This is a genomic window from Ruegeria sp. N4 (genome assembly GCF_056531425.1).
Map to the genome: position 1 here is coordinate 35,165 of NZ_JBQFLT010000014.1, position 21,511 is coordinate 56,675.

Annotated in this window: 23 protein-coding genes; 8 read left to right on the forward strand and 15 right to left on the reverse strand. The window is 59.8% G+C overall.

What is annotated here, in order from left to right; genetic code table 11:
• Positions 1–53: 53 nt before the first annotated feature.
• The 10 genes from ACR0LW_RS18295 to ACR0LW_RS18340 form a co-directional block, all read right to left on the reverse strand.
• Positions 54–866: an XdhC family protein gene (locus ACR0LW_RS18295; RefSeq protein ID WP_480883784.1), complete on the reverse strand. Its 813-nt coding sequence runs from the start codon at positions 864–866 to the stop codon at positions 54–56.
• Positions 867–878: 12 nt separating this feature from the next.
• Positions 879–2,063: a VWA domain-containing protein gene (locus ACR0LW_RS18300; protein ID WP_170735477.1), complete on the reverse strand. Its 1,185-nt coding sequence runs from the start codon at positions 2,061–2,063 to the stop codon at positions 879–881.
• Positions 2,063–2,929, reverse strand: coding sequence for an AAA family ATPase (locus ACR0LW_RS18305; protein WP_480883787.1), 867 nt, complete (start codon positions 2,927–2,929; stop codon positions 2,063–2,065). The genes ACR0LW_RS18300 and ACR0LW_RS18305 overlap by 1 nt, the downstream gene beginning before the upstream one ends.
• 100 nt (positions 2,930–3,029) lie before the next feature.
• Positions 3,030–5,447: an aerobic carbon-monoxide dehydrogenase large subunit gene (locus ACR0LW_RS18310; protein WP_480883789.1), complete on the reverse strand. Its 2,418-nt coding sequence runs from the start codon at positions 5,445–5,447 to the stop codon at positions 3,030–3,032.
• The gene (locus ACR0LW_RS18315; RefSeq protein WP_480883791.1) at positions 5,444–5,938 is read right to left on the reverse strand and encodes a (2Fe-2S)-binding protein; all 495 of its coding nucleotides are present in this window, start codon (positions 5,936–5,938) and stop codon (positions 5,444–5,446) included. Before ACR0LW_RS18315 ends, ACR0LW_RS18310 begins: the two co-directional genes overlap by 4 nt.
• 12 nt (positions 5,939–5,950) lie before the next feature.
• Complete coding sequence (locus ACR0LW_RS18320) at positions 5,951–6,784, reverse strand: FAD binding domain-containing protein (protein WP_480883793.1); 834 nt, start codon at positions 6,782–6,784, stop codon at positions 5,951–5,953.
• Positions 6,785–6,924: 140 nt separating this feature from the next.
• A complete protein-coding gene (locus ACR0LW_RS18325) occupies positions 6,925–8,022 on the reverse strand; it encodes an MHYT domain-containing protein (RefSeq protein ID WP_480883795.1) in 1,098 nt (365 codons plus the stop codon).
• A gap of 82 nt (positions 8,023–8,104) precedes the next feature.
• A complete protein-coding gene (locus tag ACR0LW_RS18330; RefSeq protein WP_170631648.1) occupies positions 8,105–9,592 on the reverse strand; it encodes a heme biosynthesis HemY N-terminal domain-containing protein in 1,488 nt (495 codons plus the stop codon).
• Between the two features lie 10 nt (positions 9,593–9,602).
• Positions 9,603–10,877, reverse strand: coding sequence for a COG4223 family protein (locus tag ACR0LW_RS18335; protein ID WP_480883797.1), 1,275 nt, complete (start codon positions 10,875–10,877; stop codon positions 9,603–9,605).
• A 54-nt stretch (positions 10,878–10,931) separates the two neighbouring features.
• Complete coding sequence (locus ACR0LW_RS18340; RefSeq protein WP_480883799.1) at positions 10,932–11,612, reverse strand: uroporphyrinogen-III synthase; 681 nt, start codon at positions 11,610–11,612, stop codon at positions 10,932–10,934.
• Positions 11,613–11,742: 130 nt separating this feature from the next.
• On the opposite strand from ACR0LW_RS18340, the gene tsaD reads away from it, so the two are divergent.
• The 4 genes from tsaD to ACR0LW_RS18360 are packed head-to-tail and all read left to right on the forward strand — an operon-like array spanning position 11,743 to position 14,492.
• Positions 11,743–12,840, forward strand: a complete 1,098-nt coding sequence (gene tsaD / locus ACR0LW_RS18345) for a tRNA (adenosine(37)-N6)-threonylcarbamoyltransferase complex transferase subunit TsaD (protein ID WP_480883801.1) — start codon at positions 11,743–11,745, stop codon at positions 12,838–12,840.
• Positions 12,837–13,799, forward strand: coding sequence for an NAD(P)H-dependent glycerol-3-phosphate dehydrogenase (locus ACR0LW_RS18350; protein ID WP_480883803.1), 963 nt, complete (start codon positions 12,837–12,839; stop codon positions 13,797–13,799). The genes tsaD and ACR0LW_RS18350 overlap by 4 nt, the downstream gene beginning before the upstream one ends.
• Position 13,800: 1 nt before the next feature.
• Complete coding sequence (locus tag ACR0LW_RS18355; RefSeq protein WP_170453314.1) at positions 13,801–14,070, forward strand: YciI family protein; 270 nt, start codon at positions 13,801–13,803, stop codon at positions 14,068–14,070.
• The gene (locus ACR0LW_RS18360; RefSeq protein WP_480883805.1) at positions 14,070–14,492 is read left to right on the forward strand and encodes an EVE domain-containing protein; all 423 of its coding nucleotides are present in this window, start codon (positions 14,070–14,072) and stop codon (positions 14,490–14,492) included. Before ACR0LW_RS18355 ends, ACR0LW_RS18360 begins: the two co-directional genes overlap by 1 nt.
• 225 nt (positions 14,493–14,717) lie before the next feature.
• Here ACR0LW_RS18360 and ACR0LW_RS18365 read toward each other — a convergent pair whose 3' ends face one another.
• Positions 14,718–15,059 (reverse strand): DUF2853 family protein, encoded by a 342-nt coding sequence (locus tag ACR0LW_RS18365; protein WP_170453316.1) that lies wholly within the window; start codon positions 15,057–15,059, stop codon positions 14,718–14,720.
• Positions 15,060–15,250: 191 nt separating this feature from the next.
• Here ACR0LW_RS18365 and ACR0LW_RS18370 point away from each other — a divergent pair, with 191 nt between their 5' ends.
• Complete coding sequence (locus ACR0LW_RS18370) at positions 15,251–15,898, forward strand: DUF899 family protein (protein ID WP_480883807.1); 648 nt, start codon at positions 15,251–15,253, stop codon at positions 15,896–15,898.
• 13 nt (positions 15,899–15,911) lie between these two features.
• Here the strand turns inward: ACR0LW_RS18370 and ACR0LW_RS18375 are convergent, their stop codons facing one another.
• The 3 genes from ACR0LW_RS18375 to ACR0LW_RS18385 form a co-directional block, all read right to left on the reverse strand.
• On the reverse strand, positions 15,912–16,658 hold the full coding sequence (locus tag ACR0LW_RS18375) for an extensin-like domain-containing protein (RefSeq protein WP_480883809.1): 747 nt from the start codon (positions 16,656–16,658) through the stop codon (positions 15,912–15,914).
• Between the two features lie 13 nt (positions 16,659–16,671).
• A complete protein-coding gene (gene ahcY / locus ACR0LW_RS18380; protein WP_480583191.1) occupies positions 16,672–18,060 on the reverse strand; it encodes an adenosylhomocysteinase in 1,389 nt (462 codons plus the stop codon).
• A gap of 103 nt (positions 18,061–18,163) precedes the next feature.
• Positions 18,164–18,478, reverse strand: coding sequence for a hypothetical protein (locus tag ACR0LW_RS18385; protein WP_480883811.1), 315 nt, complete (start codon positions 18,476–18,478; stop codon positions 18,164–18,166).
• Positions 18,479–18,684: 206 nt separating this feature from the next.
• Between ACR0LW_RS18385 and ACR0LW_RS18390 the strand changes: the two genes are divergently transcribed.
• From ACR0LW_RS18390 to ACR0LW_RS18400, 3 genes are all read left to right on the forward strand, one after another.
• Complete coding sequence (locus ACR0LW_RS18390) at positions 18,685–19,278, forward strand: HD domain-containing protein (protein ID WP_480883813.1); 594 nt, start codon at positions 18,685–18,687, stop codon at positions 19,276–19,278.
• Positions 19,279–19,286: 8 nt separating this feature from the next.
• Entirely contained in the window at positions 19,287–20,015 is a 729-nt protein-coding gene (locus tag ACR0LW_RS18395; RefSeq protein ID WP_480883815.1) for a hypothetical protein, read from the forward strand.
• A gap of 333 nt (positions 20,016–20,348) precedes the next feature.
• Positions 20,349–20,867, forward strand: coding sequence for a CHAP domain-containing protein (locus tag ACR0LW_RS18400; protein ID WP_480883817.1), 519 nt, complete (start codon positions 20,349–20,351; stop codon positions 20,865–20,867).
• A 44-nt stretch (positions 20,868–20,911) separates the two neighbouring features.
• Here ACR0LW_RS18400 and ACR0LW_RS18405 read toward each other — a convergent pair whose 3' ends face one another.
• Positions 20,912–21,466 carry an ActR/PrrA/RegA family redox response regulator transcription factor gene (locus ACR0LW_RS18405; protein ID WP_050604676.1) on the reverse strand — a complete coding sequence of 185 codons (555 nt, stop codon included), beginning with the start codon at positions 21,464–21,466 and terminating at the stop codon, positions 20,912–20,914.
• Between the last annotated feature and the right edge of the window lie 45 nt (positions 21,467–21,511).

Here is a 21,511-nt window from a genome sequence, read left to right on the forward strand (position 1 = left end):
CCGCGTCTTCCGGGTTGGGATCGGGGCGGGCGGGCCAGAGTGCGGCGCACCATCTACGCAAGCTTTTCGTCATGAGAGACCTCCTTAGTCGTATCACTGTTCCGCCAAAGCACAATCTCGGCCAAGATCGACAAGGCGATTTCGTGCGGATCGATGGCGTGAATATCCAACCCGGCAGGCGATTTCAGCCGCGCAACGCACAACGGGTCCATGCCCTGCGCGATCAGTTTCGCCACCAGCGTATCGGCCTTGCGACGGCTGGCCACCATCGAGACTCGCGCGGCCGGTGTCTCCAACGCCGCCTTTAGCGCCGCGCCATCGTTTTGGCCCTGGGACGCGACCACCACGAAATCCCGAGCCTCGACCCCAAGTTCGGACACCTGATCCAACGAGAACCGGGTGCACTCAGCCGATGCCTCTGCGCCGTCGTCAAGACAGACGCGCAGCCCGGCCAAGTTGCCGTGTTCGGCCAATGCCGAAGCGATGGGCGAGGCACCAAAGATCACCAGCCGGGGCGCCTGTTGATACGGCTCGACCAGCAGATCAACCGTGCCGCCCGACGGGCATCCGCTTTTGAAGGTTTGCACGCCATCCGGGTCCGTCATCGTCACCACCTTTTCCGAAGGTTTCACGCGGATCATCTGCGGCGTCCCGCTGGACAACGCCTGCTGTGCCGAGGTTCGAACCGCACGCTGTACGCACGCTCCACCCAGATGGCCCAGAATCTCTCCACCCCGCGTCACAGCCGCCTTTCCACCCGCCTTGGCCGAGGTCGCATCTGCCGTCCGCAGAACAGTCGCGACACAGAATGGTTGACCGGATTGCCGAAGCTGCTCAATGGTGTCGAAAATGTCAAAATTTCCCATGTTAGACCCTTTTCAGAACTTGCGGAATTCAGGTTCAAGGGCCGCGAGCGCGTCCAGCGTGTTGGCGGGCAAATGGGCGTCCAGATAAGGTTCCGCAGCTTGCATGGCCGCCGCGATAGGCTGGTAGCCCTTCCACCCTTTCAGCGGATTGAGCCAGACAATCCGCCGCGCTTTGCGCCGCATCCGTGCCAAAGCGTCTGCCAACCGATCCGGGGTCTGAGTGCAGTACCCGTCCGACAGGATCAGAACGACCGTCCGGCCATTCAGCGCGCGCGCGCCGTAGCCATCCAGAAACCGCTCCAGACTGCCCGAAATATCCGTACCGCCACCGAACCCCTCGGCCATCAGCGACAACCGACCAGCCGCGCGCAGCGTATCATGGTCCTGCAAAGCGTCGGTGACCCGCAGCAGGCGGGTGTGAAACAGATAGGCATCCGCATCAGTGCCGCTGCCGATCAGACCTTTGAGGAAGGCCAGAAAGACCCGCGAATACACGGTCATCGATCCGCTGACATCGCACAAGGCAACGATCCGCATCGGACGAGGGGGCCGCGCGCGGCGAAACAGATCGATGGGCTCACCACCCCGAGCCAGACTGGCCCGTTGAATGCGCCGCATATCCAGCGTTGGTCCCCGCAAAGCCCGTTTGCGCCTGCGCGAACGCCGGTCGCGTATGGCGCGCGCCAATTTCAACGCCGCCTCTTCCGCTTGTTTCAACGAGTGTTCATCCATCAACTCACGCAAATCCCGGCGCGACAGGTTGGCCGTGCGGGTTGCAATCAGCTTCCCGTCCTTCCCCTCGGCCTCCCTGTCGCTCGGGTCCGGAGTGGTGTCCCCTGAACTGGCCTCAGCACTGTCCGCACCCGGTTCATGGCTTTGCCAGATCATCGGCTTTGCCGACTGAACCCGAACATGCGTGTTCTGCGCGACGCCGGACCGTTGCTTGCCCGCATTGAACCAATAGGCGTCAAACAGGCCGTCGAACCGCCGCCAATCTTCGGCATCCCCAGCCAAAACCGCGCATAATGCCTGACGGGCCTGATCGGTGTCCGTAGCCTCGACCTTGGATAAAGCCACCAACGCGTCGCAAGTCTCTTTCGGGCCAACCCGCAAGCCATTCAGGCGCAGATGGGCAATGAACCCCGACATGCGATCCGCCAACCCATCAGCCCGAGAGGGAAAGCGCGTCACCTGCATCACGCCACCTTCCCGATCAGCCGATCCATCAATTCCGCAGGGGCCGCATCGTAATCCGCAGCGGTTTTCAACAGACACACCAAAGTCGCCTGCACCTCGTCCCGCGACTTGGCCAGATCGTTGACCCCCAGGCCCGACAGGGCGGCGGCCCAATCCAACATCTCTGCCACACCCGGCTTCTTTTCCAGATCTTCCTGCCGCAGCGCCTGCACGACCCCGATGATCTGCCGCGCCAGCGCCCCTTCAACCTCGGGCATCCGCGCCTGCAGGATCGCCAGTTCCGTTTCTTTCGTTGGATAGTCCAGGAAACTGTAAAGACACCGCCGCCGCAAAGCATCCGACAGATCCCGCGTCCCGTTTGCGGTCAGGATAAAAATGGGCCGAACCCGCGCCTTGATCGTCCCAAGCTCGGGGATCGTGATCTGATAGTCCGACAGGATTTCCAACAGATAGGCTTCGAATTCTTCATCCGCCCGATCAATCTCATCGATCAACAAAACCGAAGGTTCTTCTTCCGAAATAGCCTCTAACAAAGGTCTTTTCAGCAAATACGCATCGGAAAACAGTTGCGCCTCGCTGGTGCCACCCTGCGCTTCGCTCGCTCGGATCGCCAACAATTGACGCTGATAATTCCACTCATAGATCGCGTGGTTTGCATCCAGCCCCTCATAACACTGCAACCGGATCAACCGCGTATCCCGCCAAGCCGCCACCGCCTTGGCGACCTCGGTCTTGCCAACCCCGGCCGGACCTTCCAGCAACAAGGGCCGCCCCAACGCCTGCGCCAGATGCAATGCCATCGCCAACCGATCATCGGCAACATAGCCCTGCGCGGCCAATCCGTTCTGCACGTCACTCAAAGTCAAAACCAGGATCCAATCTTCATCTGGCCAAAAATATCTCGGGGGTCCAAGGGGGCAGAGCCCCCTTGCCTGATCGGACCGGCCACAGCCGGTCCGAACCCAATTACCCGTGCATCCCCAGCCCATTGGCAATCTTCCAGATCCGCCAATGGTCATGCGGCATATGGCTCTGCACCAAACCAAAGGGCCGGAACGCATCATGCACCGCGTTCGAAAACGCAGGCACGCCACCCACATTCGGGCTTTCCCCGACGCCTTTCGCCCCAATCGGATGATGCGGAGACGGCGTTACCGTATAATCGGTAATATAATTCGGCGTCTCCCACGCGGTCGGCAGGAAGAAATCCATCAGTGTGCCGGTCTTCACGTTGCCCATCTCATCATAAGCAATTTCCTGACCCATCGCGATGGCCAACGCTTCGGTCACACCGCCATGAACCTGCCCGTCGATAATCATCGGGTTGATCCGCGTACCGCAATCATCCAGAGCGTAGAACTGCCGGACCTCCCACTCGCCTGTATCCACGTCGATTTCCATGACGCAGATATAGGCGCCGAACGGGTAGGTCATGTTTGGCGGGTCATAGTAGCTGACGGCTTCCAAACCCGGCTCCAGCCCCGGAATGGCCTGATTATAGGCGGCGAAGGCGATGTCCTTCATGGTCTTGAACCGCTCGGGTGCGCCTTTGACCGAGAACCGATCCACATCCCATTCGACATCGTTGTCATGGACCTCCAGCAGGTAAGCCGCGATCATCTGCGCCTTGGCGCGGATTTTGCGCGCAGCCATGGCCGTTGCCGCACCCGCCACGGGCGTTGACCGAGAGCCATAGGTCCCCAGACCATAGGGCGCGGTGTCGGTATCGCCCTCCTCCAGCGTGATATCATCAGCGGGCAAGCCGATCTCACTGGCTATGATCTGGGCAAAGGTCGTGGCATGGCCCTGACCCTGAGAGATCGTTCCCAGCCGCGCGATGGCCGAGCCCGTCGGGTGGATCCGTATCTCGCAGCTGTCGAACATGCCAAGCCCAAGGATATCGCAGTTCTTCACCGGCCCCGCACCCACGATTTCGGTGAAATGCGTCAGACCAATGCCCAGCAGTTTGCGGGTCTTGCCAGCCTTGAAGTCCTCAACCCGCTGCGCCTGTTCAGCCCGCAGACCTTCGTAATCAACGGCCTTCAGCGCCTTGTCCCAAGCAGTATGATAATCGCCCGAGTCATACTCCCAGCCCAGTGCCGACTGATAGGGGAACTGATCGGCCTTGATGAAGTTGATCCGGCGCAGCTCGGCTGCATCCATGTTCAGCTTGATGGCCAGAACCTCGATCATGCGTTCGATGAAATAGGCGGCCTCGGTCACGCGGAAGGAACAGCGATAGGCCACCCCGCCCGGAGCCTTGTTGGTATAGACACCATCAACGGCCAGATAGGCGGTTGGAATGTCATAAGACCCGGTGCAGATGTTCATAAACCCGGCAGGGAACTTGGTCGGGTCCGCACAGGCATCAAACCCACCATGATCCGCCGTGGTATGACACCAGAGCCCGGTGATCTTGCCATCCTTGGTCGCAGCGATCTTGCCCTGCATCCAATAATCGCGGGCAAAGGCGGTGGACATCAGGTTCTCCATCCGGTCCTCGACCCATTTCACCGGTTTGCCGGTCACAATCGAGGCGACAACCGAGCAGACATACCCCGCATAGGCCCCAACTTTGTTGCCAAACCCGCCGCCAATATCGGGGCTGATCACCCGGATGTTGTGCTCGGCCAGACCCGAGATCAGCGACACAACCGTCCGGATCGCATGCGGGGCCTGAAACGTCCCATAAAGCGTCAGCTTACCGGTCACCTTGTCCATTGAGGCCACACAGCCGCAGGTTTCCAGCGGGCAGGGATGGGTGCGGTGATAATAGATCATCTCTTCGGCAACTACATCGGCCTCAGCCAGAACGGCCTCGGTCGCGTCCTTGTCACCCTGTTCCCAGGTGAAGATATGGTTGTGATGCTTGCGTGGGCCATGCGCGCCCTCGGTCTGACCTTCAAGGTCTTCGCGCAGGACAACATCGGATTTCAGCGCCTCGAACGGGTCGGTCAGAACCGGCAGTTCTTCGTATTCGACCTCAACCAGTTCCACAGCATCCGCCGCGATGTAGCGGTCTTCGGCCACGACATAGGCAACCTCCTGGCCTTGAAACAGGACTTTACCGTCGGCCAGAACCATCTGCTTGTCGCCTGCCAACGTCGGCATCCAGTGCAGACCCAGCGGAGACAGATCCTCAGCGGTCAGAACGGCAATTACACCGGGCACGGCCAGCGCCGCCTCTTTGTTCACACTGACAACACGGGCATGGGCGTAGGGCGAGCGCACAAAGTCGCCAAACAGCATGCCGTCCAGCTTGATGTCATCGACATAATTGCCCTTGCCTTGCGTGAACCGCACATCCTCGACGCGCTTGCGGGCGCAGCCCATGCCTTTTAGGTTGGCGGCGCGTTCTTCGGGGGTCAGGGTCTGGTCGTTCATTCCGCAGCCTCCTTCTGAGCGTTCAGCATGTCAGCCGAGGCCGAGATCGCCTTGACGATGTTCTGATATCCGGTGCAGCGGCACAGGTTCCCAGCCATACCAAAACGAATTTCTTCCTCGGTCGGGTTCGGGTTTTCCTGCAGCAAGCGGTGCGCGCGGGTAATCATGCCTGGCGTGCAGAAACCGCATTGCAGCCCGTGATGTTCGCGGAACATCTCTTGCAGAACGCCAAGGCTGCCATCGTCATTGGTCAGCCCTTCGACGGTGGTAATATCGGCCCCGTTCACCTGTGCCACAAAGGCGGTGCAGGATTTGACGGATTTCCCATCGATATCAACTGTGCAGGCCCCGCAATGGCTGGTTTCGCAGCCGATATGAGGGCCGGTGATTTTCAGATCTTCCCGCAGGAAGTGAATGAGCAACGTGCGCGGCTCGGCCAGACCTTCGACCTCGCGTCCGTTCACAGTGAGTTTGACGTGCATTTTCGACATGTGTTCCCCTCCTCACCCCGCGCGGCTTTGCGCACGGTCGATGGCGCGGCGCAGCATCACGGCGGCCACGTGTTTCTTGAATTCGACAGGGCCGCGGTTGTCGGCCACCGGGTCAATCGCGTCGAGCATCGCCGCCACGCAGCCCTCAACGTCGCCGCCTGCCAGAGCGGCGCTCGCGGCCTCGGACCAGACCGGCGTGTCAGCCAGATTGGTCATCGCAACCGAAGCCGTTCCGTTGCCCACCATCACCGCAGCAGCAGCCGTCGCGTAATCGCCGATCTTGCGCTTTTGCTTTTCATAAGCCTGACCAACGCCTGCACCCGGCACCGGGATCGAGATGCGGGTCAGGATTTCTTCGTCTTCACGCGCGGTGAAATACGCGGCCTCGTAGAACTCCCGCGCGGCGACGCTGCGGGCACCATCGGGGCCGGACAGATCGAATGTCGCGTTCAAACACTGCATCAGCCCCGGCATGTCATTGCCCGGATCGCCATTGGCCACGTTGCCGCCAACAGTCCCCATGTAACGCACCTGAGGGTCAGCGATCTGCAGCGCCGCTTCGCGGATCAGCGGAATGGCTGCGGCCAGCCCGTCATGGGTGATCAACTCATGCTGCGTGACCATCGCGCCAAGGGTCACGGTCTCGGCGCCGACCTCAATACCCTTGAGCTCGTCAATGGCCTGAAGGTCGACCAGATGACCCATTTCGGCCATGCGCAGTTTCATCATCGGGATCAGGCTGTGCCCGCCCGCGATCACACGCGCCTCATCTCCGTGTTCCTGCAATATGCCGATGGCCGAGGCGATGTCGCCTGGCCGGTGATACTCAAAACCGGCTGGTATCATGTTTTTCCTCCCTGGGTCCGAGCGGTATGCCTTGGGGGACCTGAGGAAAGAAAAGAGGAGAGGGCGCTAGTGCCGCCAGTCACGTGAAACGGGGCGCGCGGCTTGTTTCACGAGTTGCGAATAGGCTGCACGAGTTGCGATCAAAGGCCCAGCGCCTCGCGGATCGCCGTCAGGCGGGATCGGCTGACCGGCACCTTGCTCAGCGCATCGACCCCGTCGAAGTAGCAGGTGCCATTGTCTTTGTGCCGCTCAAAGCTTGAGACATGTTTGGGGTTCACCAGATAGCTGCGATGCGCGCGCAAAAAGCCATAGGATTTCAGACGCGATTCAGCCTCGGTGATCGACCAGGGGCAAAACAGTTTCTCGGCCCCCATGTAGAGCACGGTGTAATGCCCCTCGGCCCGGATCGCGGCCACGCTGGCGGGTTCGGTAAAGAAGGTCTGCCCTTCACGCTCGAACGGAACACCGGCGCGCAGCGCGGTAGGCTGGGGGTCTTGCGTGGGCTCGGGCACTGACGGTGCGACTTCGGGCTGAGGCCCGATAAAAGTGATCCCGGTCAGAAGAAACGCCCCGCAAATCAGAAACACCGAAACCGTGACCCCCATCGCCAGCACCTGATTGTTCAGTGCAGGCCCGGCCCCGCCTGCATTGTCACTGGCGATGAAATCGGTCAGCCCCGCCGCCACGAAATGCATCGTGAAGACGGCCAGACCGAAGCACACGGTGCCCAGCAGGATGTTGCGCTGGGTCCGGTTGTCATAGGCCACCCAGATCGCCAGCACCGACAAAACCACCGAGGCCACGGTGGAAATCGCCACGTCCCAGACCGTGTAGACCGGGCGGCACAGCTCCATCCCTGCCATGCCGACATAATGCATCACCACGATGCCAAGGCCGACAATGACCCCTGCAGAAACCATGGTCTGCATCGTTCGAGGCCGGAAATGCAGCAACAGCAACGCCAGTCCCACCATCAGGATCGCCACAAGGGCCGAAATCAGCGTAATGAGCGCGTCATAGTAAAAGAGGATCGGCAGTTGCAGGCCCAACATGGCGACAAAATGCATAGACCAGATGCCGCCGCCCAAAATGACCGCCGCCAGCGCCACCACGAATTTGCGCCTTTGGTCATCCAGCTTTGAGGCCCCGTGCGTCAGGTAAAGCCCGGTGAACCCGGCCATCAGCGCCACGGCCAGTGACGCCGCCACAAGCCACGGGTTATGCGAGTAGTCCAGCATTTCGGTCAGTACGCCCTCCCCGACGTAAGGGCGACGTTAGCAAACCGAACTGTCCGGGACAATTGCCCAGCAATCGCGGGGTTCAGGCCTGTTTTTCGACCTTCTCCTCAACCGGCTCGGCGTCCAGTTCGATGACGTCTGCACCCTCGGGCTCGGTCGCTTCCATCTCATCTGGCTCGTCAGTTTTGTCTTCCAACGCGCCGACGATCAGTGGCAGCATGTGAACGCCTGTGGCGCTGGCGATCTCGGGCGTTTGCGGGGTCTGCCAGCTGAGCGTGTCGAAGCTGCCGCAATTCTGGCAGACCGGCGCCCACTCCGGCTGAATGTCATGGCAGTTGGTGCAGACCCATTGCGGCCCGCGCGGCGCGTTCAGCGCCTTGGCCAGCCAGCCCTGCACCACCGCATCCGTTGCACCCTCGCCCCGCTCAATCGCGGCCATCAGGGTGTACCCACGCGCATCCGCCTGCTTTTCGACCACATCGCCCAGCGCGCGACGCGCTTCGGGGAAGTCTTCGGCCACGATATTCAGTTCGGCCAGGATCAGGCGGGTCTCCATGTTTTCGGGATGAATCCGTGTCAGGGCGGTAAAGCGTTTGATCCGCTGGTCTGGTGTTTCATCCGGCGCAATCTCGGCGAAGGCATGGGCCAGATCGGGGTGCGGCTGCACCTCCCACGCTTTTTTCAGGATCTTGGTCGCGGCTTTGGGTTTGCCCTTTTCGATATAGGCGCGTGCGGCCATTGCCGCCGCGGGGACCAGATCAGGCGACAGGCGGTTGGCCTCAATCGCGCGCTCTTGCTGATCAACTGTCGCGTCCTCGTCCAGAATATCCTTGGCCTCGGACAGGGCCAGAACCGCATCGCGCCGTTTGAACACATCGCGCGGCAGATACCCGGCCTTCAGCTTCGAGGTCAACGTCGACCGTGCGCCGGCCCAATCCTGCGCCTTGGTCTGAAGGCCCAGCAGAACGTCCTGTGTTTCCTCGTGACGCGGTTTGATCGCCAGCGCCTTTTCCGCGAGCTTGCGCGCGGTTTCGTCGTCGCCCTCGGCCAGTTTCTGCTTCATGATCCCGCGCACACCGACAAAACGCGTGGCGTTGTTGGTCACCAGCTTCTTGTAGGTCTCGGATGCCTTCTTGGTGTCGCCGGTCATCTCGGCTGCCTGCGCCACCAGAAGGTTGGTCAGCTCGGGCTTGTTCAGCAGTTTCTCGGCCTTGTTTGCCTTGGTCATCGCCGTGCGCCCTTCGCCCGAGGCCAGCGCCATCAGACCATCCGCCAAAGCCTCATAACCACGCTTTTCCCGGCTGCGGTCGAAATAACGCGACAGGGCGGTTTCGTCGCCATTGAGGAATTTCAGCGTCGCGATCAACAGGCTGAGCAGTTTGAAGAACAGCCAAACCGCAAAGACCAGCACGCCCAGCGCGATCACCGATTGCAGCGGCCCCAAAGTGTATTCCGTACCCGCAACGGTGATCTGCACCCCGCCGCTGGTCTGCATCAAAGCCTGCGCCCCCAAGGCCAGCAGGCCAATAATCGCAACGAAAACAAGGATTTTAAACAATGACCACAGCATGGCAGGTCCCTCAGTTCGAGTTCAGGCTGGACGCGAGCGTATTCGCGGCATCTACGGCAGAGACACGGGTCTGAGCCGCCTGCTCCCACTCGGCCATCGCGGTCTGCGCCGTTTCGGGCAAAGATTTCAGTTCCGACAATGCGCCGCTCAGATCGCCAGAGGCCAGAGCGGCCTGCGCACGCGACAGAACGGCATCGGGGTCATCCCCGTCCTGAGGGGTCACCGACCGCGCCCCTGTCTGACGCTGCAAAAAGGCGACAAGGCCAGTGCCTTTGTCCGCATCCCGCGCATCGGCCAGTGCCGTGCGCGCCGCGGGCGCGAATGAGGCGCGGAGCGCTGGCAGCGTCTCGACCCCCTTGTCGGCGGGGCCGGACAAAGCATCCGGCACGGTCACACCGCCTGCTTGCAGTTCGGTCACCAGATCAGAATATGGCGCACCCGTATCCAACTGGCCATGCAGGCGCGACAGGATCGCGGCATTGGTCGCCGCAAGAGCTTCGGCCGAGGCTTTAGCCTCAAGCGCCTGGGCATCGGCCACCATCTTCTCAACCTCGGCCCGCTGTGCGGCCAGCGAGTCCTGTAGCTTCTTCAACTCAGCCTCAAAAGCGGCATTCGCCTCGGGCGAGGTGTTTTCGGCAATCGGGTTCTTCTCAAGCTCGGTCAATCGATCGGCCAAAGGCGAGATCTGACCGCTCAGCGCCTCGACACTGGACTTCATCGCGGTCAGGTCGGCATCAACCGGGTCCAGCTTTTGCGACAGGGCCTGCACCTGATCTGACAGGCCCGAGACATCCGGCGCATCCGACAGCGATTTTGTCAGGGCTGCAATCTGATCCGATTGATCAGCCAGTTTCGATTCCAGCGCGGCAATTGATTGCGCAGTGTCCGACCCGCCCGACGAGAACAGCCCGCCCTGCCCGGCCACAAAACCAAGTCCGGCAGCAATCACGCCGCCCAGCAGGGCCGGAACAAAGCCGCCGCGTTTTTCGGGGGCCGGTTCGGCAGGCTTTTCTTGTGCCTGCGCCGGTTCAGCCGTATCCGCCGAAATCTCGGCTTCGGCTTCGGCTTCGGCTTCGGCTTCGGCTTCGGCTTCGGCTTCGGCTTCGGCTTCGGCTTCGGCTTCGGCTTCGGCTTCGGCTTCGGAAGTCAGGTCTTCGCTGGCGTCGTTCTGGTCAACAGCCGCGTCATCAGATTCGACAGTTGGATCGACAGTTGCGCCTTCGGCTACGTCGTCCGATTTCGGGGTTTCCACCGGTTCCTGATCGGATTTCTTTTTGCCCGCCACCGTCACATTCCCCTTATCGATTCTAAAATCACCAGAACTACAGACTGGTCCAAGTTAATCTGCACCCGGCTCGCCCTCAACCCGCATCGCATGTTTCACAAGCTTTTTAACGGCTTTGCGCATTTTTACGGGCGTCGGCTCTTTGGCGATCTTCAGACGCGTGTAGCCCAAGGATTTAAGGGGTTCCGCCGTTGCCTGGCTGATCGCGGCCAGCCAAAGGGGCGCGGTTCCGGCCCAGATGTCGGCAAATTGTCGCGCGGTCCGGGGTGAGAATATCGGCGCGATGATCGGTTGATCTGCGTTGCAAACCGCCAAAGCCTCGGCGCTCAGCGGTCGCAGATGTTGCTGGTAAACCGCCTGTTCCCGCGTTGTTACACCCAGTTCTGTCAAACGCTCGGCCACGTTTCCACGGCTGTGTTCGCCGCGCAAATGCAACAGCGGGCTGTGCGGCCGGATCTGTAGCAGGGCCGCCACCAGTTCCTCGGCCGTGCCGCCAACCATCTGCGCCGCCCAGCCTGCGCCTTTGGCGGTGCCGGTCGTGGTCGGACCCACACAATAGGCGGGCAAATCGCGGCTTACCCCCATTGATGCCGCTGCGTTCACTGCATTGGCTGACGAGAAGATAAGCCCCTGCACGTCGGATGTTGAAACCTGCACCGGCAGCGGTTTGATTTCCAGAATGGGGGAATGGATGACGGTCACCCGTGATCTGGTGCGGGTCGGCAGCTGCGCCACAAACCTCTCCGAGGCAGCGCGCGGGCGTGTCATCAACAAATACAACGATCGGCGCCTTTGGCCTTGGGATTGTTTGCATCCGCGCAGGGTGATACCCCGCTTGCCAATCATGATGCAACGGATCGTGCCAATGGTGCAAACACTTACCGTCCTTGGGTTGGAAAGCAGCTGCGATGACACAGCCGCCGCCGTGGTGCGCCAGACAGTGGGCACGCAGGCCGAGATTCTGTCCTCGGTCGTGCATGGCCAGACCGAGCTGCACAGCGCCTATGGCGGCGTCGTGCCCGAGATCGCGGCGCGGGCCCATGCCGAGAAGCTGGACACCTGTGTGGTGCAGGCGCTTACGGCTGCGGGATTGGGTCTGGGCGACATGGACGCCATTGCCGTAACCGCCGGGCCGGGCCTGATTGGCGGTGTCCTGTCTGGCGTGATGTGCGCAAAGGGGATCAGCGCCGCGACCGGACTGCCGCTGATCGGCGTCAACCACCTGGCCGGGCATGCGCTGACACCGCGCCTGACTGATGGCGTATCATTCCCCTATCTGATGCTGTTGGTCTCGGGCGGTCACTGCCAATACCTGATTGCCCATGGCCCTGAGGCTTTCACCCGCCTTGGCGGCACCATCGACGATGCTCCGGGTGAGGCATTCGATAAGACGGCCCGTTTGCTGGGCCTGCCGCAGCCCGGTGGCCCTTCGGTCGAGGCCGAGGCGCGCTCGGGCGATCCCAAGCGGTTCCGGTTTCCGCGCCCCTTGTTGGATCGGCCCGGATGTGACCTGTCTTTCTCGGGGTTGAAAACAGCCCTGATGCGGATGCGCGATCAGATCGTGGCGGAAAAAGGCGGGCTGACCCGACAGGACCGCGCTGATCTGTGCGCCGGGTTCCAACAGGCGGTTGTGGATACGCTGGCCGAGAAAACCCGTCGCGCGATCGGTCTGTATTTGGAACAAACCCCTGCCGATCCTGTGATCGCAGTGGCCGGGGGCGTGGCCGCAAATTCCGCCATTCGGGCCGCGTTAGAGACTGTTTCTGCCGAACAAGGCGTTTCGTTCACCGCCCCACCGCTGGCCTTGTGTACCGACAACGCGGCGATGATCGCCTATGCCGGGCTTGAACGCTTTCGCACCGGCGCGCGGGATGGTCTGGACCTGACCGCACGTCCACGCTGGCCATTGGATCAAACCAGCCCGGCGATGCTGGGCAGCGGCAAGAAAGGGGCCAAGGCATGAGCGTTTCGGTACTGGGCTCTGGCGCATTCGGAACCGCCCTTGCGATTTCTCTGGCAGGCAACGGGCCTGTCACCTTGTGGTCGCGCGACGCAGTGCAAGCCCGCGCCATGCAGGACACGTCCGAGAACGCACAACGCCTGCCCGGTGTGCCTTTGCCGCCCCAGATCACGGTGACGGCGCAGATCGATCAGGCCTGCCAATCGGATTTGCTGTTGGTCTCGGTGCCTATGCAGCAGTTGCGTGCGGCCTTGAACCAGCACCGAACGGCATTGGCGGGCAAAACCCTGGTCGCCTGCTGCAAAGGGATTGAACTGTCCACTGGGCTTGGCCCGGTGGTGGTGATCCGCGAAACCGTCCCGGATGCCCAACCAGCTCTGCTGACCGGGCCCAGCTTTGCCGATGACATCGCGCGCGGCCTGCCCACCGCGCTGACATTGGCCTGTGCCGACGCCGCTGCGGGCGAAGACCTGCAGGCCCGGCTGACCACTGCGAATCTGCGCCTTTACCGCACCACTGACACCACCGGGGCCGAGTTGGGCGGCGCGTTGAAAAACGTCATGGCCATCGGCTGCGGGGCTGCCATCGGGGCAGGGCTGGGCGACAGCGCACGGGCTGCCCTGATCACCCGCGGCTTTGCCGAGATGCAACGCTTTGCCGCCCAGCGCGGGGCGCAACCGGATACGTTGATGGGGCTGTCCGGGTTGGGCGATCTGGTGCTGACCTGTTCATCCGAACTGTCGCGAAACTACCGTTTTGGCCTGTGTTTGGGTCTGAATCAGCCGTTCGACAAGACCACAACCGTCGAAGGTGTCGCCACGGCCAATGCCATGGCCAAGATCGCAAGGGCCGAGGGGCTGGACATGCCAATCAGCACAACGGTGGCGGAACTCAGCGACGGTGCCTACAGTGTGGCACAGGCGATTCAGTCCCTGCTGGGTCGGCCGCTTAAGGAGGAATAGAATGCTCATCGCCCTGATCGCCAAAGACAAAGCTGGCGCGCTGCAAACCCGTCTGGACAACCGCGCGGCCCACCTGGCCTATATCGAGGAAACCGGCGTCGTCTCGCAAGCCGGGCCACTGTTGGAGCAAGAGGACATGATCGGATCTCTGGTCATTCTGGATGTCGAGGACATGGCCGAGGCCAAAACCTGGGCTGAAAACGATCCCTATGCTTTGGCGGGGCTGTTCGAGTCGGTCGAGTTGATCCCCTGGAAAAGGGTGATCGGCTGATGGCGTATTGGCTGTTCAAATCCGAACCCTCGACCTGGAGCTGGGATCAGCAGGTCGCCAAGGGCAATGTGGGCGAAGAATGGGATGGCGTACGCAACTATCAGGCACGCAATTTCATGCGGCAGATGGCCGTGGGGGATCGCGGCTTTTTCTATCATTCGCAAAAGGACAAGGCGATTGTCGGTATCGTCGAGGTCTGCGCCGCAGCCCATCCCGACAGCACCACCGATGACGAACGCTGGGAATGTGTGGACATCAAGGCGGTGCGCCCGTTCGCCAAGCCCGTGACGCTGGATCAGATCAAAGCGGATGAGCGGTTGGCCGAGATGGTGCTGGTCAAAAACTCACGCCTGTCCGTGCAGCCTGTCAGCGATGCGGAATGGGTTACAATCTGTGCTCTGGGCGAAACCCAAGCGGATTGAACGTAAAAAAGGGAAGGCCCTGCACGGCGCAGAACCTTCCCTACCCCACGTGCTCCCTACTCACCACACGTGTATCGAAAATCCGGTTCTGACCGTCCTGGTCACTGGATTGACCATAGCCCGATCCGCGACCGCGTTTCAAACGGCAAGTCCTTAGAATCCAATTCAAATGCAAAACGCCCGCCTTGGGGACAGGCGGGCGTTTGTAATCGTATTGCGTGGGGATCAACCGTAAACGGATTCTTTCCCGAAATGCTTGGTCAGCATGTAATAGACGACCGCGCGGTATTTGTTGCGCTCGGACATGCCATAGGTCTCCATGGCCTTGTTGATCGCTTCCATCAGCTCGGGACCGTCGGACAGGCCCAGTTTCTTGATCAGGAAGTTGTTCTTGACGGTCTCAAGTTCACCTTCCTGGCTGGCCGCCACTGTCGACGCATCCGCGTCATAGATCGCCGGACCGCAACCGATGGTGACCTTTGTCAGCAGGTCCATATCGGGGTCCATCCCACATTTGCCTTTCAGATCTTCAGCGTATTTGGCGATCAAATCGTCGCGTTTGCCCATGTCCCATTCTCCTTAATCCGTTGTCACGGCACTTTTCACCGATGCCCGAGAGACTAGCCTTGCAATGGGATTTCCCAAAAGGGAAAAATCACAAGGTTTCCCCCTAGGCCGAACTTTGCGGAACCTCGCAAATTGATTTTCGTGGATTTTTTATTTAACCTTTTTGTTAATTACGAATCCCGGAGGTCCTGATGCCCGTTTCCCTACCCAATGAAACCACCGCATATCGATCCGCTCGTAACGCGCTTCTTTCCGCCGAGCGGGACCTGAGAGCAAAGGTTGAAAAGGTCGCAGCCTTGCGCCGTGCTCTGCCTGTCGGGGGCGAGATCCCAAACGATTATGCGTTCCGAAATCTTGCCGGTGAGGCCGCACCGATGTCGTCGCTGTTTGGCGACAAGGATACGCTGATCATCTATTCGCTGATGTACGGACCGGATGCGGAACGCCCCTGCCCGATGTGCTCGGCCTTTCTGGATGGGCTGAACTCTCAGATCCATCATCTGGCGCAAAAGGCATCGGTTGCAGTGGTGGCGCAGAACACGCCCGAAAAACTGTTGTCCCTCAAAGACAAGATGGGTTGGAATGCACTCCCGCTATTTTCCGCGCTGGGGACGCGGTACCAGAGCGACTATCTGGCCGAGACCGAAGGGGGTGACCAGCTTCCCATCCTGAATGTCTTTCAGCGCCTTTCGGAAGGAATTCACCATTTCTGGAGTTCCGAGCTGTTCTTTGAACCCAGCGACTGGCACCCCCGGCATGTGGATGCGGCGTGGCCATTGTGGAACGTTCTGGATTTCACACCGCAGGGCCGCGGAGATTTCATTCCGCCCCTACGCTGAGACGGCGGGACGGTTAGCGGCAGTAGCCCCAGCCGGGCCCCTGAAGGTGAAAATGATCGGCATGCAAGCGGTTGAAATCAGGGCCCAGCACCACGCGAAACCAATCACATGCGCCGCCCCAGATCTGACGCAGAAAATCGGCCTCGGGGCCGGGTTCGGTCCAGTCGTCCAACAGGTTCAGCGCCCGTCCGTCGGCCAGGGTAACGCCTATGATGTCGATCGAATCCGCCGTGGCATGGCTGCTCCACCCGCTGTTTTCACCTTGGGCGGTGCGCATGCGGCGGCAGTTATAGCTGCCCAGATGGCGCAGGGATCGGACCGTGGTGCCCAGAATCTCCTGCGCGGCTGGCTGGACCACGTGGTGTTCCCACATCGCCAGACGCAGCGCGGTGGTGCAGCGTGTCTCAACAGCCGCGACCTTGGCTGAGGTCAGTTGCGACAGCGCGCCCCGACCGGCAATGCCGCAGTTCTGATCAACGACCAGATCCTCCATCGGTTCAAACGCCGCGCCCGCGTTGGACAGGGCCGCCCGGCACTGCGCCTCATCCGCCAGCGCCCGGCTCAATTGGTATCTGGTAACTGGTGTGACCCGGGCTTTCACGGTCAGATCCCGCATCGGATTCCAATGCGATGGAACAGGCGATTGCGGATGGGACAGCAACAGATACCCGCCCGAACCAACAAGAAATAGAAATACGATGATCGAAAAGAAAGACGCCGCCAGATACGAAATCCGGCGGCGTCCTTTGCGTTTGCTCATACCCGATCCGCGATCAGTAGCGGTAATGCTCGGGCTTATAGGGGCCTTCCGGCGCAACACCGATATAGGCCGCCTGTTCATTGTCCATCTTGGTCAGTTTCACACCGATGCGGTCCAGATGCAGGCGCGCGACTTTCTCATCCAGATGCTTGGGCAGGATGTAGACCTTGTTTTCGTACTGGTCGCCTTTGGTGAACAGCTCGATCTGCGCCAGCACCTGGTTGGTGAACGAGGCTGACATCACGAAAGACGGGTGACCGGTGGCGTTGCCGAGGTTCAGCAGACGGCCTTCGGACAGCAGGATGATGCGATTGCCCGAGGGCATCTCGATCATGTCCACCTGTTCCTTGATGTTGGTCCATTTGTGGTTCTTCAGGCTGGCCACCTGGATTTCGTTGTCGAAGTGGCCGATATTGCCGACGATGGCCATGTCCTTCATCGCGCGCATATGCTCGATGCGGATCACGTCCTTGTTGCCGGTGGTGGTGATGAAGATATCCGCGCTTTCGACTTCGTCTTCCAGCAGAGTGACCTCGAACCCGTCCATCGCGGCTTGCAGCGCGCAGATCGGGTCGACTTCAGTCACTTTCACACGGGCACCTGCACCGCGCAGCGAGGCAGCCGAACCTTTGCCCACATCGCCATAGCCGCACACAACAGCGACCTTACCAGCCATCATGGTGTCGGTGGCGCGGCGGATCCCGTCGACCAGCGATTCCTTGCAGCCATATTTGTTGTCAAACTTCGACTTGGTGACGCTGTCATTCACGTTGATCGCCGGGAACGGCAGGTGGCCGTCTTTCACCAGCTGATACAGACGGTTCACACCGGTGGTGGTTTCCTCGGACACGCCCTGAATCTGATCACGCATCTTGGTGAACCAGCCCGGGCTAGCCGCCATGCGCTTGGCGATCTGCTTTTTGATCACCTCTTCCTCTTCCGAACCGGGAACGGGGATGATGTCCTCACCCGCTTCGGCACGGGCGCCCAGCAGAATGTACAGCGTCGCGTCGCCGCCATCGTCAAGGATCATGTTGGGGCCGTCTTCGAACAGGAAGGATTTGTCCAGATAATCCCAATGCTCTTCCAGCGTCTGGCCTTTGATGGCAAAGACCGGAATGCCCGCCTCGGCAATCGCTGCCGCCGCGTGATCCTGGGTCGAGAAGATGTTGCACGAGGCCCAGCGCACATCCGCGCCAAGTGCTGTCAGCGTTTCGATCAGAACAGCGGTCTGGATGGTCATGTGCAGCGAACCGACGATGCGCGCGCCCGACAAAGGCTTGCTGTCGCCATATTCCGCACGCAAGGACATCAGCCCCGGCATTTCGGTTTCGGCGATATCCAGTTCCTTGCGGCCAAACCCGGCCAGCGAAATGTCTTTAACGATATAGTCCCCGGCCATCTGGCGCTCCATTTTTCCGGTCAATCACACTTGGCTGCCCCTAACATCCCTTGGGGCAGGTGGCAATGTGGATGTCCGAAAACGGAGTGTTACGCCACTTTAATCAGCTTGGCGTGCCGTCAACTTTGACTTTCGGGATCGCTTCGAAAAAATCGGTGCCAACGGCGACAATACAGGAAATGCCGTTCGCCTGGGTCACCAAAACGGTATAACTGCCCGTTTCTTTTGAGGTCCAAACCTCCATGACCGACTGCGCGCCGCGTGTTTTCTGCAAACCGCCAAAAGCCAGCTCTTCCGAGTAACTGTCCTTCAGCTTGGCAATCACATGCTCGCGCTCTGCACAGGTGCGGGCAAAGGCGGGCGGGGCCGTGGCGGCCATGCCAAAAGTCAGGGCAATTGCAAATAAACGCTTGAACATAACTTGCTCCTTTCACTTCGCGTTGCATTTGTGAGAGGTGCACACCGGGAGAAGCGTGTGCCCCCCTCGGTTTTTATGTCGGGATCGAGTGGCGATGTTTCAAAGCACGAACGCTCAAGAAAACGTTGGCAGCAAGTGATCCTGACAGGTACATCATAGCAGAAAAATACGATTTTAATGTGTCCCACTTCACAAGGCATGGCAGAATGGCAACACAACCCCGAGCATGGCAGAGGATGCTGTCAGGCCGCAGGCTGGACCTGCTGGACCCGACCCCGGTGGATATCGAGATCGAAGATATCGCGCATGGTCTGGCCTTTGTGGCGCGTTGGAACGGCCAGACAAACGGAGATTTCGCCTATTCCGTGGCCGAACATTCCTTGCTGGTCGAAGAGATTTTTGGCCGTATCGCCCCCAAAGCGCCCGCGAAATGGCGACTTGCAGCCCTGTTACACGACGCGCCGGAATATGTGATCGGCGACATGATCTCACCCGTCAAATCCGCCGTCGGCCCGGACTATGGCGCGCTGGATGACCGTCTGGCAGCAGCCATCCACATCCGGTTCGGCCTGCCTGCCGAGGTGCCGAAGACGGTGAAACGGCAGATCAAGAAAGCCGACAAGATCAGCGCCTGGATGGAGGCGACGCAGATTGCTGGCTTTTCCGAGGCTGAGGCGACGAAGTTCTTCGGTCGTCCGGATCGGGCGGTGATGGAGGGTTTGAAAATCACCTTGCGCCCGTCGGTTGAGGTAAGGCAAGCTTATATGATTAGGCACCAACAACTTTTGAATGAACAATAAATACGGAAATGAAAATACCAACGTCGATAATAAAGGTGATGCTGGCCTGCTGCTGTACGACTTCTATGGCACTTGCATCGCCCAAAGAAGATGCGCTTTATATTGTATCCCTTTACGCTGATGATGCGATCTACCAGAGAGTTAGCGAACATGCAGCTAAGCTCTACGTGCAGGCTCTTGCCAGAGAGTTGAGCGCGCACAATGTGAAGGTCGTCGATTTTGACCGCTTCGAGGCGCTTATCCCGGATTCGATCTCGGAAATCGGTATCCATGGTTTTCACACAAGAAGCACTCGCGCGATTATGGAGACTTTCACCGCCGCGCAGCTCTCTGAAATAGTAGATTTTGAAAAGTCGGATACTGCCAAAGCACTGACCCGGTTCTCACGCAAACAAATCGAAGAGAATATTCCGCCGAGCGAGAGGATTGTTTTTGTTCCTACGGAACCGGGATACGATGAAAGTAAGGTGAAGGACATTCTTTCAGAGAAACAATTCCAGCAATTCGAAGAATATTACAGCAGTGATTCTTCGAAGCTGTATGAGGAAAAAAGACCAACCCTAGCTCTGTTTGTGGGGATGTCTGTCATTACTGCACACTTAAGTTATCCGAACATCGAACCAACTATCTACGCGCCCTTCATGTTAGAGGTTTTGAAAGCTCGCGGGATTGTTTCCTTCTCAAACCCAATCGAAAAGCGAAAAATGATCGAGAAAGTAGAGCAAGCGCTAAACTAGTATACAAAAGCAGAGCACTATCTGCGGAACCAACCAACTTCCTATGGTAACGTCTCACCAAAATCCGCTGTAACGTTCCAACGGTGCGTGTTCAGACGCCGCGCCGTCTTGGACAAACTGCCCAATCCCAGTAGTCAACACTTACGGTTTTTGGCCCCCTTTCAGCTCACCAATCGTCTCAATGATGTAACAGAGAACCAGCGAAATATTGCCACGCGCTGACAGACCTCTTTTCACAACCCATCGGATCCCCCTAAAACTCACGTGTCTTCGAATGGACAGTGAAGATTCTTGAGCACCGGCACACGCAAAACAGACACGACTTGGCCGCGCTTGTCCGGCACAATCCGTACCGCAATTGCGGTGGGGCTTTTGAGTCTGGTCTCTGCCTGCGCCCACGGCCCAACCGATTTGAAACTTGATCCGGAACGTCAGTCAATGGCGCTGCGCGAGGTCTCGCAAAAGCAGTCTCGGGGGCAGAGGGTGTGGTGCGTGCCCTATGCGCGCGACCTCAGCGGTATCGAAATTCGCGGCAACGCCAAGGATTGGTGGGGCAAGGCGCGCAGTGGTTTTGCGCGGGGTAATGAACCGGTCGTCGGTTCGGTCATGTCGTTTCGGGCAACCCGCGGGATGCCGCTGGGCCATGTGGCAGTTGTGTCCGATGTTGTGACCGAGCGGGAAGTCATCGTGAACCACGCCAACTGGCACCGCAACAAGGTGTCGTTGAAGATGGGCGTGAAGGATGTGTCCAAAAACAACGACTGGACGCTGGTTCGGGTCGAAAGCCTTCCGGGTCAGTATGGCAGTCTGTACCCGGTGAACGGGTTCATCTATCCGAAGTCTGGCGAGTAGTCTAAAAGACTACGCTTTGAACAGACCAGTCGAAGCTCTGCTTTTTACCGCGGGCTACGCTTCGCCAAAATCCGCTGCAACGTCCGGCGGTGCATGTTCAGCCGACGCGCCGTCTCGGAAACATTCCGGTCGCACAGCTCATAGACCCGCTGGATATGCTCCCACCGCACGCGGTCGGCGCTCATGGGGTTTTCCGGCGGCGGGGGCAGTTCGTCGCCCTTGGCCAGCAGCGCGTTGGTGATGTCGGTGGCGTCGGCGGGCTTTGACAGGTAATCCGTCGCGCCGATCTTCACAGCCGCCACGGCGGTTGCAATCGCGCCGTAGCCGGTCAGTACAACAACCCGGCTGTCGGGGCGTTTTTCACGCAGAACCTCGACCACATCCAGACCATTGCCATCCTCGAGCCGCAGATCGACAACTGCATAGGCGGGCGGCCGGGCGGTAGAGATCGCGCGACCTGCGGCGACGGAACCGGCGGTTTCAACCTCGAACCCACGCTTTTCCATGGCCTTGGCCAGACGTCTCAGAAACGGCTCGTCGTCATCCACCAGAAGCAGGGATTTGTCAGGGCCGATATCAAGCTGAGAACTGTCTGCCATTCTTGGGTCTTTCCGCTATGTCATGCCGTTGGCTTGAACAAGAGT

What these genes read in the sequence shown, in the direction of transcription:
- ACR0LW_RS18295 (WP_480883784.1), bottom strand. Translation starts at nt 866, where the DNA reads ATGGGAAATTTTGACATTTTCGACACCATTGAGCAGCTTCGGCAATCC.
- ACR0LW_RS18300 (WP_170735477.1), bottom strand. Translation starts at nt 2,063, where the DNA reads ATGCAGGTGACGCGCTTTCCCTCTCGGGCTGATGGGTTGGCGGATCGC.
- ACR0LW_RS18310 (WP_480883789.1), bottom strand. Translation starts at nt 5,447, where the DNA reads ATGAACGACCAGACCCTGACCCCCGAAGAACGCGCCGCCAACCTAAAA.
- ACR0LW_RS18315 (WP_480883791.1), bottom strand. Translation starts at nt 5,938, where the DNA reads ATGTCGAAAATGCACGTCAAACTCACTGTGAACGGACGCGAGGTCGAA.
- ACR0LW_RS18320 (WP_480883793.1), bottom strand. Translation starts at nt 6,784, where the DNA reads ATGATACCAGCCGGTTTTGAGTATCACCGGCCAGGCGACATCGCCTCG.
- ACR0LW_RS18325 (WP_480883795.1), bottom strand. Translation starts at nt 8,022, where the DNA reads ATGCTGGACTACTCGCATAACCCGTGGCTTGTGGCGGCGTCACTGGCC.
- ACR0LW_RS18330 (WP_170631648.1), bottom strand. Translation starts at nt 9,592, where the DNA reads ATGCTGTGGTCATTGTTTAAAATCCTTGTTTTCGTTGCGATTATTGGC.
- tsaD (WP_480883801.1), top strand. Translation starts at nt 11,743, where the DNA reads ATGGTGCAAACACTTACCGTCCTTGGGTTGGAAAGCAGCTGCGATGAC.
- ACR0LW_RS18350 (WP_480883803.1), top strand. Translation starts at nt 12,837, where the DNA reads ATGAGCGTTTCGGTACTGGGCTCTGGCGCATTCGGAACCGCCCTTGCG.
- ACR0LW_RS18355 (WP_170453314.1), top strand. Translation starts at nt 13,801, where the DNA reads ATGCTCATCGCCCTGATCGCCAAAGACAAAGCTGGCGCGCTGCAAACC.
- ACR0LW_RS18360 (WP_480883805.1), top strand. Translation starts at nt 14,070, where the DNA reads ATGGCGTATTGGCTGTTCAAATCCGAACCCTCGACCTGGAGCTGGGAT.
- ACR0LW_RS18365 (WP_170453316.1), bottom strand. Translation starts at nt 15,059, where the DNA reads ATGGGCAAACGCGACGATTTGATCGCCAAATACGCTGAAGATCTGAAA.
- ACR0LW_RS18370 (WP_480883807.1), top strand. Translation starts at nt 15,251, where the DNA reads ATGCCCGTTTCCCTACCCAATGAAACCACCGCATATCGATCCGCTCGT.
- ACR0LW_RS18375 (WP_480883809.1), bottom strand. Translation starts at nt 16,658, where the DNA reads ATGAGCAAACGCAAAGGACGCCGCCGGATTTCGTATCTGGCGGCGTCT.
- ahcY (WP_480583191.1), bottom strand. Translation starts at nt 18,060, where the DNA reads ATGGCCGGGGACTATATCGTTAAAGACATTTCGCTGGCCGGGTTTGGC.
- ACR0LW_RS18385 (WP_480883811.1), bottom strand. Translation starts at nt 18,478, where the DNA reads ATGTTCAAGCGTTTATTTGCAATTGCCCTGACTTTTGGCATGGCCGCC.
- ACR0LW_RS18390 (WP_480883813.1), top strand. Translation starts at nt 18,685, where the DNA reads ATGGCAACACAACCCCGAGCATGGCAGAGGATGCTGTCAGGCCGCAGG.
- ACR0LW_RS18395 (WP_480883815.1), top strand. Translation starts at nt 19,287, where the DNA reads ATGAAAATACCAACGTCGATAATAAAGGTGATGCTGGCCTGCTGCTGT.
- ACR0LW_RS18405 (WP_050604676.1), bottom strand. Translation starts at nt 21,466, where the DNA reads ATGGCAGACAGTTCTCAGCTTGATATCGGCCCTGACAAATCCCTGCTT.